Origin of the sequence: Bacillus sp. S14(2024) (genome assembly GCF_050473785.1) — a bacterium.
Classification (GTDB): domain Bacteria; phylum Bacillota; class Bacilli; order Bacillales; family Bacillaceae_G; genus Bacillus_A; species Bacillus_A yunxiaonensis.
Genome location: NZ_JBFLUP010000004.1, coordinates 1 through 14,253 on the forward strand (window position 1 = coordinate 1; position 14,253 = coordinate 14,253).

General features: G+C 38.0%; 4 protein-coding genes and 7 pseudogenes. 2 read left to right on the top strand and 9 right to left on the bottom strand.

Translation table 11 applies throughout. The features are described from left to right. Both AB1279_RS00175 and AB1279_RS00180 read right to left on the bottom strand, forming a co-directional pair. A pseudogene (locus tag AB1279_RS00175) lies at positions 1–1,222 on the bottom strand (cytochrome P450); the annotation flags it as partial. 191 nt (positions 1,223–1,413) lie between these two features. Beyond that, positions 1,414–2,157: pseudogene (locus tag AB1279_RS00180) on the bottom strand (SDR family NAD(P)-dependent oxidoreductase). Between the two features lie 126 nt (positions 2,158–2,283). On the opposite strand from AB1279_RS00180, the gene AB1279_RS00185 reads away from it, so the two are divergent. Then, positions 2,284–2,481, top strand: coding sequence for a LysR family transcriptional regulator (locus tag AB1279_RS00185; RefSeq protein ID WP_429757454.1), 198 nt, complete (start codon positions 2,284–2,286; stop codon positions 2,479–2,481). 115 nt (positions 2,482–2,596) lie between these two features. Then, positions 2,597–3,178 carry a LysR family transcriptional regulator substrate-binding protein gene (locus tag AB1279_RS00190; protein WP_429757455.1) on the top strand — a complete coding sequence of 194 codons (582 nt, stop codon included), beginning with the start codon at positions 2,597–2,599 and terminating at the stop codon, positions 3,176–3,178. Positions 3,179–3,582: 404 nt separating this feature from the next. Here AB1279_RS00190 and AB1279_RS00195 read toward each other — a convergent pair. The 7 genes and pseudogenes from AB1279_RS00195 to secA form a co-directional block, all read right to left on the bottom strand. After that, positions 3,583–4,788 (bottom strand): annotated as a pseudogene (locus AB1279_RS00195) (PDZ domain-containing protein). Between the two features lie 387 nt (positions 4,789–5,175). Beyond that, positions 5,176–6,608 (bottom strand): annotated as a pseudogene (locus AB1279_RS00200) (S41 family peptidase). 123 nt (positions 6,609–6,731) lie between these two features. After that, positions 6,732–7,625 (bottom strand): annotated as a pseudogene (ftsX, locus tag AB1279_RS00205) (permease-like cell division protein FtsX). Continuing rightward, a pseudogene (gene ftsE, locus AB1279_RS00210) lies at positions 7,615–8,260 on the bottom strand (cell division ATP-binding protein FtsE). Before ftsE ends, ftsX begins: the two co-directional pseudogenes overlap by 11 nt. 517 nt (positions 8,261–8,777) lie before the next feature. After that, positions 8,778–9,107 (bottom strand): cytochrome c551, encoded by a 330-nt coding sequence (gene cccB, locus AB1279_RS00215; RefSeq protein WP_429753119.1) that lies wholly within the window; start codon positions 9,105–9,107, stop codon positions 8,778–8,780. 578 nt (positions 9,108–9,685) lie between these two features. Then, positions 9,686–10,784, bottom strand: a protein-coding gene (gene prfB, locus AB1279_RS00220) for a peptide chain release factor 2 (RefSeq protein WP_429757456.1) whose coding sequence is annotated in 2 segments (ribosomal slippage) — positions 9,686–10,711 and positions 10,713–10,784 — 1,098 coding nt in all. Because the reading frame shifts where the segments join, the coding sequence is not laid out codon by codon here. A 416-nt stretch (positions 10,785–11,200) separates the two neighbouring features. Further along, positions 11,201–13,710 (bottom strand): annotated as a pseudogene (secA, locus tag AB1279_RS00225) (preprotein translocase subunit SecA). Positions 13,711–14,253 lie beyond the last annotated feature (543 nt).

Below are 14,253 nucleotides of genomic sequence, written 5' to 3' on the forward strand. Positions count from 1 at the left end.
GCAAATTGCTGTCCAATACAAGCTCTTTGTCCATTCCCAAATGGCTTATATGCATGCGGAGCGATTTGTTCAATATTCTCAAATCTCTCAGGTCGGAAATCTTCAACATCATCCCCCCATACACTCGTATCACGGTGAAGCTTTGGTATGAGAACTGTAACCTCTCTTCCCTTTTCTATATGGTACTTTCCACCAAGAAGTGTATCTTCTTTTGCACAAAGTGAAATGGCTGGCGCTGTTGGCCATAAACGCAATGTCTCATTGAGAATCATACGAATGTATTTCAGTTTTGAACCTGACCATATGCAGGAATCGGCTCCGTTAAAACTCTATCTACTTCTTCATATGCCTTCTTAAGCTTATCCGGATTTTTCAAAAGGAAATATAGTGCAAATGACAATAAACCACTAGTCGTCTCATGTCCGGCTATTAAAAAAGTAATGATTTGAAAACGAATATTTTCATCATCCAACATTTCACCTGTTTGCGGATCTTTCCCATTCAGCATATGAGCTAGTAAGTCATCCCCATCTCGATTATCACTTTCTTTACGCTCTGCAATAATATTATCTACCAAATCAACATAGATTGAATATCTTGCTTAAATTGACGTTTCTTCATAACCATTAATTTATCTTGTATACCTAAACGTTGAGATTGATTCATGGCCTCTTCAAGCGAACGAACCATGCTAGTAATAAAAGGATGCGGAGTATCACGATAAAAGCTATTAAAACGGTAATTAAATCCACATAACCCAATCGTATCTAGCGTAAGACGTGTCATGTCTTCTGGTACATCAATACTTTCATTAGGATTGAGACGCTCCCACTTTTGAACTAATTGCACAGCAAGATCAACCATCATAGAGTGATATCCCTTCATAGCTTGTTGACTAAAACTAGGAAGGAGAATATTATGTGCCTTATGCCAGTTTGGTTCGTTTGTCCAGCTCGTAAATAACCCGTCGCCAGTAAATGCACGGACATTTTGTAAAGCAGTTCCAACGCTCTTTTCAAAGCGAGATTCATCACATACTTCTGCCGCTAATTCATGGTTAGAAACTATGGTACGAGTCCTTCCAGGCAATTCAAGTTGAAAAATTGGTCCATACTCATACGAAAGCTTTAAATTGATTGTATAGGTTCCTCTCCCTTTAACAACGGTAAATTGCCAGTGGCCCGAAAGTTTTAGGCTGCGGAATATTGCTAGTCCCTTTCATGTAAAAAAATCCTTTCCTTAATAAAGTGAAACTTTCATCAGTGGAAATTTTTTATGTCCATTGATGAAAGCCCGAAAATTTATACGTTCTATCGTGGACATTTCGATCATAAACAAAATGATTTAACGTAATATTCAAAAAATATTACATGTATTTATATTTAAAAACTAGAAAAATCACATTTATGTTCATTATTTAAATGAAGCATATCCATGGTCAGCCATTACTACACTCCCATTAATAGCATCTGCTTCTTCCAATGAAAGAAGGTAGACTACATCAGCAAGTGCTTCTGGATTCGTTAACTCATTGCCCATAACCTTCGTTTTCATAGATTCAATCATACTATCGTTATATCCATGAAGAATAGGTGTATCAACAACCCCTGGTGCTACCGCTACTACACGAATTCCGTATTCAGCTAATTCAAGAGCTGCAGATTTTGTCATCATAATAACAGCACCTTTTGTTGCGTGATATGCAAATGTACCTGGAGAAGCTAAGAATCCAAAAACAGAAGCTGTATTTATAATGACACCTTTTTATATTTAATTCTTTCATTTTCTTTCCTGCTGCTATAATTCCATAGGCAACACCATGTTGATTAACCCCAATTACTTTCTCATAGCGATCCATATTTTGATTAAGCACTGGACCTGCCCCGCCAATTCAGCATTGTTACACATAATATCAATTCGGCCATACGTTTCTACTGCAATATGAACTAGATTTTCTACTTCCTCGTATTGTGAAACATCCGTCTTAACAAAAATAGCTGTTCCACCTTCAGCTTTAATGATTTCTACAGTTTCTTTTCCGCCTGCTTCATTCACATCAGCGACTACCACTTGATCCCCTTTTCTTGCAAATTTGATACATGTGTGTCGACCAATTCCACTTCCTCCACCTGTAATTACAGCAACTCTTCTTGTCATCGTAACTTTCCCTCCTATACACTATAAGATTTGTTGCAATAATTGTAACACTTCTATACATTAAATATTATTAAAAACATACTTACCATTACTTAAGTAAGACTTAATAAAAGAGGTCGTGTTTATATGAACATTGAGCAATTAGAGTATATTGTTGAGGTCACAAATACAGGTTCTTTAACCATTGCAGCACAAAATATGCATGTCACATTATCTGCTATCAGTCAATCTATCTCAGCATTGGAAGCAGAACTAGGGATATCATTGTTTACACGTTCTCGATTAGGTACAATCCCTACCGCTGAAGGAAAAAATTATTATTAAAAAGGCCGCTGAAACACTAGAGAAACTTCAAGAGTTAAAAGATGAGGCTCACGGGTTCGCAAATACTGTACGTGGTGAACTAAGAATTGCAACAATTCCAGGTCCTATGTCCTTATTGGTTCATACAGTAACAAATTTTAAAAAGGATTATCCAAATGTAAAAATAGAGATATTTGAAAAAGGTTCACAGGAAATACTAGATGATATTCGTCAACATAAGATTGACATAGGTCTAATTATTCTATTTGAAGACATTATCCATAAAAATAATGGATTATTGTTTGAACCATTGTTAAAAGGGAAAATGGTTATTGGAGTCAACAGTAATTCACCCTTAGCATTTAACAAATCCATTACTCCCGAAGAACTGTTAACCCATTCTCTAGTTTTATACAAAGATGATTACGTTGAATGGTTTATGAGCCAATTTGCAGCCGCATATGGCCCTGCTGATATTCTTTTTACCACTAACAATACAGATGCCATCCAAAAAGCGATTAAAGACGGATTAGCTATCACTGTTGGTCCCGATTATTCTTTTGCTAGTGAATCTACTTTACTAAAAAAAGACATTGTAATGATTGAACTTGAAATTCCTAAACAGCAAGATGTCTATTTTGCATGGGTGCGTTCAGAGGGAAAACATTATTCTCAAATCTGTAAGAACTTCATTACTAGATTGAAACATGAACTTTAACGTACAATGAAACGGAAATGATGAAAAAATTGATACATTATGAATCTAACAATAATTTTCGATACCCTACCTCTATATTAGTTCTGATGCAAAATCGCAAGACCCTTGTAAAAAATCTATTAAATTAAACACCGAAATGAATGCTGGCTGGAAGCGATAAAAAGAATAAAAAAGGACAGACCTTTCAAAATGAGAAGTCTGTCCAAAAACACATACACTGATTTCATACTATTCAATTTCACCGCATAGTATGAGATCACGTTAGTAATCTACACTTATATTTTTAATCTCTATATTGTTCACACCAGAACCCTTACACAATAATTTCCATCCTTATCAATCAATTGCGAAAAAGGTTCGGTTAGTTTTGAAACAATTCCGGTTAATTATGAAAACTCACAGCATCACACAACTTCCGTATCCCACTTATGTTCTTGTTCTACAAAAATAAGACCCAGTTCATGATGCTCTCCTGCATAAATCGCATGTTGTACAAGACGAAGTTCACCATTCATATCAACAACTTCCATTTTACAAAAAGCACCTGTTGTTTTTGATTGCAGAGCATTGTAAAACTCGTCTACATTGGTCGGAATGATTCCATTCACTTTCACAATCATTTCCCCAGGTATCAAGTCCATCGTTGCTCCAGCTGTACCTGGAATTGTGTCTAATACGACTAAGCCTGATCACGAGAGGAAAAATATGCAGGACGCTTTTCATCTTGTAAACGTTCTTGTACAGTAATCGTCAAACGTCCAAGCATTGCTGCTCCCATGGCCACAATTGCTAGTGTGTGCCACCAATAACTTGCTATTCCTAATAGAAGAACAACTGCAGCTAGTCCAAATACACGACGACCTGTAAATAGCAACGCTCCTTTTGGCTCAAAACTTTTAATCGTTCTCGTAAATCCAATTAAAAAATGGAAGTAAGAATAAAGAAAACTTTTGCGACCCCTACAGACCACAACTGGCCACCAAGACACAAATTGCGTTATGGCGTCACCTGGTACAAGAACAAATAGCGGTACTAACCATAATCTTTTGGATTCATGCAGTCCAATATTTAAACCACGTTTTCCTTTTCGTAATTTCGGCGTCGAATAGTTCGCTGCGTTCTTAGAAATAAGCAAACCCTTCCACAACTAACATAAGTCCAAGTAAAATCGCTAATGACACGACACTGCTCTCTTCTCCTTGGCGAAGCTGCAAGAAGGAGAATGGCAGTTTTGAAGATAATAACGTCGCTGCAATTGCAATGCCAAATGTGTATGCAGGAGATAAGTATCTATATTGAGCAATAAGAGCAAATAATACCGTCCAAATTGCGATCATAAATATATTTGCTTCTGAGATAACAAGCCCCATTCCAACTGTAATCAATGATAGAATGAGTCCAAAGCCAATTCCTGCGAATGCAGATGTACGTATTTCATACAAAACATCATACACTTTAAAAGAAAAATCTTTTCGTTCTCGTAATACTCGTAAATATCCAACTAAAAAGCTACTTATAAAGAAAATATACAAAGCAGGATGTGCAAAAAAACGCACAATTGCCTTCACAACTTCTAACGACCAAGCCTCCACGAAACGATTCACCACCATTTATAGTATAATTCATTTCTTCCTGCATTTAATGAGCAATGAGATTTCCTGCCTACAAGAATTTAATTGCCATTATGTAGGATATGCCCCCCAAAAATGGAAGGTTTTATTTTATCTTATCACAATTAATCAAACGTTTGTTTAACACAAAAAAAAATATACAGGCTGCGTAAGCCTGTATACTTTTTTACCTTTTCATCAGTGAAATAAAATGAAACTTCCATCAGTGGAGTTTTTTCATCTCCCACTGATGGTTAAGTTGAACTTTACCCCGCATTAACGGCCAGTAAGACTCTCTTAAAAAAATAGATAGACAACTGTCCGTAAATGCCCGATTGGTTCAACTAACCATTTGGAGAAAAAGCATCTCCAAATGGAAGTTTCACCTTATTTCGCCATTAATTTTAAAAGCTGTTGTAACTGCAGATCGTTTTCACCAGAACGAATTTTTTCAACAATTTTGTTTTGGATTGTTTCTGCTGTTTTTTTATCAAGCTGGCCCGTTGCATCCATATCGCTTGCATGTTGGAATGCTTGTCACAGCCGCTTCTGTTTCTTTACTAAAATAGCCATCTTCACGCCCTGGTTCATATCCAAGACTCTTTAACATCTCTTGTGCATGCTTCACTTGGTCATCGTTATCATTGTAGGACAACGTTTTTTCAATTTGAATTGGCGTTGCATAATAGTAATCAGGCTGCTTCACTTCAACCGTCGGTTTAATTCCTTTTTTATGAATCCAATTTCCGTCCGGTGTTAACCATTTAAACATCGTTAGTTTAATGTTACTGCATCTGTAAACGGTACAGCTTGCTGAACAGTTCCCTTACCAAATGTTTTCTCACCAATAAGAGGATAACCTCCTCCTTCACTTAAAGCTCCTGCTAAAATTTCAGAAGCAGATGCGCTGCCTTTATCGACTAATACAGAAATAGGATATGGTTTCTTCTCTTTTAATGATGTGTAGAACTTTTGTTTTTCGCCATTACGTTGTTCTATTTGAAGCATTGGCTTTTTGTCTGTCATCAACACTTTTAAAATATCTTCGACACTCGTTAAATAACCACCTGGATTTCACGTACATCAATAACAAGCCCTTGTATATTTTTCTTTTCAAGATCTTTCAATTGATCTTTAAACTCTTTTGCTGTTTTTTCAGAGAATGATGTGATTTGCATATACCCAATGTCTTTCCCATTCTCTTTCTTCACAGAGCTAAATACAGTGAAAATCGGAATTTTATCACGCTTAATTTTAAATGTTAACGGATCACTAACTCCGGAACGTTTTACCTCAAGCGTAACCGTTGTTCCTTGCTTTCCGCGAATTTTCATAACTGCTTCTTCGCGGGATAAATCTTTCACACTGTTTCCATCGACTGATAAAATTTGATCATTCGGTTTAAGACCAGCCTTTTCTGCTGGAGAGTCCTTAATCGGTGAAACAATCATTAACTTATCATCCGTTTTGTTTACTTCAGCACCAATTCCTTCTAACTCTGGATCAAGCGATTGCTCAAATTGCGTTGCTGTTTTCTTATCCATGTATGTAGAGTATGGATCTTTCAGCGTTGCAAGCATCCCTTGAATAGCCCCTTCAACAAGCTTGTCATCTTTCACATCTTCAACATAACGTGAATCAATTAGTGCATACGCTTCGCGAATTTTATCCAAATCCGCTTGTTTTACATTGGCATCTTTCCCTGTAATTGATTGCACTGTGTAAGAGCCATTTCCAAGCCAATACATACCTGCAAACATTCCGCCGGCGCCAAATAAAAACGCAACAATCATTCCAATAATCGCAACTCTACGTTTCAATGCGGAATTCCCCCTTTCCGAACACACAATGGTGTATGAAAAGGCATCACACATTGTGCGATGCCTTTATCTATTTCTACTATATGATAAGCTTGTACGAAATATGTTTGCAACTTTTTACGCTTATATTTTTAAGAAACGACGGATTGACATAACGCTTCCCCACATACCGATTAATGCACCGATCAGCATTAATAATGCAGATAGCTCGAAAACAAACGGGCTATATGAAAGCAACTCAAAAATTGTTCCGTTAAATTTCTCATTAAACATAACTTGAAGTGAATTATATGAACTTAAAATCACAATAATTGAATGATCGACCCTAGTTACACCTAAGAATAACCCTTCTAATGAAGAATGGCCAACGAATAAACCAGTTTGTCGCTCCAACAAGTTTCATGATTTCAATTTCTGTGCTTCGTGCATAAATTGTAATTTTAATTGTATTAGAGATTAAGAACATTGCTGTAAATAAAAGACCAGCAATTAATACAATACCAATATTACGACCAGCTTTTACTGTATCAAATAATTTTTCTACTTCACCTTGTCCGTATTGTACTTTATTTACAAATTGCATTTTTCCAATTTGCTTTGCAATACTTGCTGTATCAGTTGTTCTTTTGCTTTTACAACATATACGTCTTTTAACGGATTATCTTGCTCAAATAGCTCAAATGATTTCCCGCTATCTCCTAAACTTTTAATCAATCTTTTTAATTCTTCATCTTTAGAAGAAAATGTAATAGTATCGACTTTCGAAATCTTTGAAATGCCTTCTTTTAATTTCTTTTGATCTTCTTTCGTAGCCGCTGGATCAATGTGTACACGAATCTCTACATCTTGCTCTACGTTCGTTGCAAAATGGTTCATATTCATAATTGCTGTTAAAAAGACACCTACAAGCAGTAATGTAACTGTTACTGCACTTACAGAAGCAAATGTCATCCATCCATTACGGGATAAATTTTTGACACCTTCTCGTAAATGTCGACTAAGGGTTTTAGTCTTCATATCCGTATCCTCCCTCAATCTCGTCTCGAACAATCTTTCCATCTTCTATCGCAATTACACGATGGCGAATTGTATTTACAATATCCGCATTGTGCGTTGCCATAATAATTGTTGTACCACGATCATTAATGCGTTTGAAAATATTCATAATATCCATCGCTGTATCCATATCAAGGTTACCTGTTGGTTCATCGGCAATTACAACCTTCGGACGATTTACAATCGCTCTAGCAATTGCAATACGTTGTTGTTCACACACCAGAAAGCTCACTTGGCAATGCCTCAGCACGATCCTCAAGACCTACAAGACCTAACACTTCCATAACACGCTCACGAATCACGTCTCGCTCTTCTTCAATTACTTCTAAAGCAAACGCAACATTTTCATATACAGTTAACTTCGGAAGCAATTTAAAATCTTGGAAAATCACGCCTAGCTGGCGACGGAAATACGGTACATCGCGCTCTGCTAACGATTCAATTACTAAACCATTTACATTAATAGAACCTGTAGTTGGTTTCTCTTCACGATACATCATTTTAATAAATGTAGATTTCCCGGCTCCACTCGGTCCTACTACATATACAAATTCACCTTGCTTAATTTTAACTGTGAGTCCATTAACGGCTTTCATGCCATTTGGATACTCCTTATAAACATTCGTCATTGTTATCATTATTTATCACCCAATATTAATGATTTTTTTCGACACTTTATACTCTTGGTTGTTTAGCTATAGCAATCGCAGTATTCAAGCTCTTGCTGCGTCTCTAAATAATCGCTATTTCTGCTTCTTATGTATGTAAAAATTTTTCTTCAAAATTCTACAAAAGACACTACGCCCTACATTGTACCATTATTCGGTTTCCAATTCGGATACAAGTTTGTTACAGTTGTGTTACATAGCATAGAATATATGACATGACACAAACAAATAAGACCTTCTATTACCAAGCAAAAAGGTCTTATTTGTTTGAATTTCATACAGCGATGGCTGAAGGCTGCCGCATAAGAATGGCCCTTCTTTTCTGTCCAGCTCTGCCTCCTAGCCCCTCATGTCTAAGAACCTTGCACACGAGAAGGTAAAAAACACCTTCTGTGTGCAAGAACCTTAGCCAACAGGGCTGAACAGTCGGCTCCGCTTTTCGTTCTTATTTCTTCTCAGATAGCCATGTTGCTACTTTTTTCGCGTCTTCACCTTGGATTACACCAGCTGGCATAATACCGCGGCCTTTAGCGATAATTTTTTCAATATCTTGTTCTGAATATTTTCCGCCCACTTTTTCTAGCGATGGTCCAGATAATCCTTTTAGATCATTACCATGGCATCCTGCACAGCTTTTTTGGAATATTTTTTCAGCGCTATCTGTGCTTGCTTCTTGACTAGGACTAGAAGGTTTACTTTCTTCCTTTGTCCCGCATGCGCCTAATGTAAGAGCTACTGATGCACCTAATACAGTCATCAACAATTTCTTTTTCATCTATATCGCTCCTCGCTGTTAATTAACCCCTCAATAGCATTATAATGATTTCCCTGCAATTTCAAAACTTCCCTGCATAACCAATATTACCCTGAACGAGAAGAAACGCTTACAGGCATAATGCTTTTCAGTAATTGTTTCAATTTCGTGAACAAATGATATGATGCAAAATAACGAGTTTTCATCGTACACAAGATATGAAAATCATCCTATTTTTTTAATCAATTACTTCTAACATTTTGTTATTTTCTACTTTTTACAAAACAATATACAAGCTTGTATGCTACAACTATACCCACCAAAAAGAGAAGTTGCCTCGCAACTTCTCTCCTCTTTCTCTCCCTCTAGAAAGAAGGCATACTTCTCATTTCCTCACGTATGTGCCAACGACCTGTTGGCATTTTTTTCGTACTGATGGAAGTTTCACTTTATCCCGCACTAACGCGCAGTAAAACTCCCACCTCATAATTCTGAGAAATCAAAGAAGAGAGGCGGGAGTTAACTGCCCATAAGAGCCCGATTGGTTCAACTAACCATCTGCGGGGATAAACCCTCCCACTGATGGAAGTTTCACTTTATTAAATACGAGAACGTAAATATGCATCAATAAACGGGTCAATTTCTCCGTCCATAACCGCTTGAACATTCCCAATCTCTGTATTTGTACGGTGATCTTTTACAAGGGAATATGGATGGAATACATATGAACGAATTTGGCTTCCCCATCCGATTTCTTTTTGCTCACCGCGAATTTCATCAAGTTCTGCTTGTTGTTCTTCTAACTTTTGTTGGTACAATTTCGCTTTCAACATTTTCATTGCATGTTCACGGTTTTTAATTTGTGAACGCTCAGATTGACATGTTACCACGACGTTTGTTGGAATATGTGTGATACGTACAGCTGAGTCAGTCGTATTAATATGCTGTCCACCTGCACCGCTCGCACGGTACGTATCTATTTTTAAATCTTCTGTACGCACTTCAATTTCAATATCATCGTTAAACTCTGGTACAACTTCACAAGATACGAACGATGTATGACGACGGCCTGATGAATCGAATGGCGAAATACGCACAAGACGATGCACGCCTTTTTCTGCTTTTAAATAACCGTAAGCATTATGTCCTTTAATTAATAACGTAACACTTTTAATTCCTGCTTCATCACCAGGAAGATAATCTAACGTTTCTACTTTAAAGCCGCGTTTTTCTGCCCAGCGTGTATACATACGAAGCAACATAGAACCCCAATCTTGTGATTCTGTTCCACCCGCACCTGGATGTAACTCTAAAATAGCATTATTCTTATCATATTCTTCACTTAGTAATAGTTGAAGTTCGTATTCATTCATATCTGCAGATAAAGTTTTTACTTCTTCTTCAAGCTCCGCATGCAATTCTTCATCGTACTCTTCTTTCACAAGTTCATGCGTTACTTCTAGATTTTCAAACGTTTCATTAAGCGTATTAAACTTACCAACCATATCTTTTAAAGCGTTTGCTTCATTGATGACTGTTTGTGCACTTTTTTGATCATCCCAAAAGCCTGCACCCATCATAATTTCTTCTAGTTCTGCAATTCGCTTTTCTTTTCCAGCGAGGTCAAAGAGACCCCCTAAAAGCCGCTAATCTCTTAGCCATTTTCTCTAGTTCTTGTCTGATTTCTACTAATTCCATTTTGGTCACCTCTATGCAATTACTATTACTTTTCTCAATTACCTTGCTGCTTGCGGGCAGTAAGACCCCACTTCATTTTATACGAACAACAAGGCAAACTCTCTCTGCTTTTGCGAGAGAGAGTTCATCTCTTGTTATTATATGAATGATTATGAAAATTTTCCATCTATGAGGTAAAACATTCTAAACAGGCTACTTCTGCTTTTCTTTATTCTCTAGCTTTAGCGGCTAGAATGTTCGGTGGCTTCGCGCCTTCCTCCTCACATTCTGATAGAGCCGCTTCCGCTTTTCTTTTTTGTCCAGCTCTGCCTCCTAGCCCTTCATGTCTAAGAACCTTCCACACGAGAAGGTAAAAAGCACCTTCTGTGTGAAAAAAACCTTAGCCAACAGGGCTTAACAGTCGGCTCCGCTTTTCTTTATTTCCCGATTCCACAGCAGTTTTTGTATTTTTTCCCGCTGCCACATTTGCATAAGTCGTTACGGCCTGTTTGTTCGCCTTTTACGACTGGTTTCTTTTCGCAGCTTCATCTCCATCTTTTGGATGAATCGCTTCTCCTTGTGCTACTTCTTGACGTTCTAAGTTTTGTTCGATTTCTGCTTTCATAATATAACGAGAAATCTCTTCTTCAATAGAAGCAATCATCGCTTCAAACATCGCAAAGCCTTCCATTTGATATTCACGAAGCGGATCGATTTGACCATATGCACGTAAATGAATACCTTCACGTAAGTGATCCATCGCGTCAATATGATCCATCCATTTCGAGTCTACAACGCGGAATACAACTACTTTTTCAAATTCACGTATTTGTTCTTCCGGCATTTGTGCTTCCTTCTCGTCGTAGCGCGCTTTCACTTTCGCAAAAATGCTATCGATCATTTCTTCTGGCGCTAAGCGGCGTAATTCTTCTTCTTTCACATCACCTTCTTGCAGAAGACTTGTATTTAAGTATTCAACAAGACCAGCAATGTTCCATTCTTCTTCTAATTCCTCTTGCGTATGAAGAGCTACAACACGTTCTACTGTAGAATGCATCATTCCTTCAATAATGCCGCGCAGATTATCTGATTCCATTACATCTTGACGCTGCTTATAAATAACTTCACGCTGCTGACGAAGTACATCGTCGTATTGAAGAAGCTGCTTACGAGCATCGTAGTTATTACCTTCTACTCGTTTTTGTGCAGATTCAACAGCGCGAGATACCATTTTACTTTCGATTGGCTGTGAATCATCCATACCGAGACGATCCATCATCGCTTTCATATTATCAGAACCGAAGCGGCGCATCAGTTCATCTTCCATTGATAAGTAGAATTGCGTCACACCAGGATCTCCTTGACGTCCCGAACGACCGCGCAGCTGATTATCAATGCGTCGACTTTCATGACGCTCTGTACCAATAACAGATAAACCACCGTTTTCACGTACGCCTTCTGCAAGTTTAATATCCGTACCACGTCCAGCCATGTTCGTTGCAATTGTCACTGCACCTGGATGACCTGCTTCAGCGATAATTTCCGCTTCGCGTGCATGGTTTTTCGCATTTAAGACATTATGGCGCACACCTTTTCTCGTTAACATCTTAGAAATTAACTCGGATGTTTCAATTGCTACTGTACCAACAAGAACTGGCTGCCCTTTTTTATGACGATCAACAATATCATTTACAACCGCATTAAATTTCCCTTCCATCGTTTTGAAAATTAAATCTGCACGGTCATCACGAACAACCGGTTTATTCGTTGGAATAACGATAACTTGCATATTATAGATGTTACGGAATTCCTCTTCCTCTGTTTTCGCTGTTCCTGTCATCCCAGAAAGCTTCGCATACATACGGAAGTAGTTTTGGAATGTAATTGTCGCAAGCGTCATACTTTCATTTTGAATTTCTACGCCCTCTTTCGCCTCAATTGCTTGGTGCAATCCTTCACTGTAACGGCGACCTTTCATAAGACGACCTGTAAATTGGTCAACAATTACGATTTCGCCTTCTTGCACAACATAATCTGTATCACGCTGCATCACAACATGAGCACGTAACGCTTGGTTAATATGGTGAAGAAGCGCTACATGTTTTAAATCAAATAAATTTTCAATGTGGAATGATTTTTCTGCTTTGTTGATCCCTTCTTCTGTCAACATAACATTTTTCGTTTTCACATCAAATGTATATTCTTTTTCATTCGTTAATGTACGAACAAATGCATTCGCAAATAAATATAATTCCGTAGACTTTTGCGCTTGTCCAGAAATAATAAGCGGCGTACGTGCTTCATCAATTAAAATTGAATCTACTTCATCGATAATAGCAAAGTGAAGTGGACGCTGTACGCGTTGTTCTTTATAAAGCACCATATTATCACGTAAATAGTCAAAGCCAAGTTCATTATTCGTACTGTACGTAATATCAGCAGCATACGCGGCTTGCTTCTCTTCTCGTGACATATGATTTAAATTGATACCAACTGTTAAACCAAGAAACTCATGTAATTGCCCCATCTCATTTGCATCACGTTGCGCTAAGTATTCATTCACTGTAACAACGTGAACACCTTTTCCTGCAAGAGCATTTAAATATACTGGTAATGTAGAAGTTAACGTTTTACCTTCCCCTGTCTTCATCTCAGAGATATTCCCTTCATGCAGGGCAATACCACCCATTAACTGAACAGGATATGGACGCATGCCAAGTACACGTGTTGCCGCTTCACGTACAACTGCAAAAGCTTCTGGCAGTAAATCGTCTACTGTTTCGCCTTTTGTTAATCGCTCTTTAAACTCGACTGTTTTTCCTTTTAATTGTTCATCTGTCAGTGGTGACATTTGAGGTGCTAATGCTTCGATTTGATCCACGGTTTTTTGCATACGTTTTACGTGACGTTCATTTCCATCAAACACCTTTTTTAAAATACCGATCATGGGAATACGCTCCTCTTTTATCAAAATAAAACTTCCATCAGTGTTATTCGTTACTGCTCTTTTCACTGATTGGTCGCTATAATACTCAATCTCATTACTTTACTAAAAAATAGGGTTCTTTTACTTAAAAAAGTGTAAACCTACTGACAATTGTAACACTTGTTTTATATCTATGACAACAATCGGCCAAACGCGTCCTCATGAAAACCCTCCCACCTATCTTCTGTAGAAAAGCGGAAGCGGCGCAGGACGCCCACACCCAAGGCAGAGAGGCGCTTTCGGCCTCGTTCGAGGGGGCGAAACGACCAGAGATTCTAGCCGTTAGGGCTGGACAACAACGAAAAGCGGAAGCAGCTCATCCAGAATGTGAGGGGGATGGAGCTCCTGACAGAGAGGCGTGTTTTGCCTCGCAGGAAGAAGCGAAGCCACCGAACATTCTAGCCACTGGAACTGGACAACGATTCTATCTGGATTTTGAGGCGGGGTCTTGCTGTCCGCGAATAGCGGGGTCCATTTACTGGCGAGTTTACAGTATACGACTCA

Coding starts and splice junctions, on each gene's coding strand:
- AB1279_RS00185 (WP_429757454.1), top strand. CDS start 2,284: ATGAACATTGAGCAATTAGAGTATATTGTTGAGGTCACAAATACAGGT.
- cccB (WP_429753119.1), bottom strand. CDS start 9,107: ATGAAAAAGAAATTGTTGATGACTGTATTAGGTGCATCAGTAGCTCTT.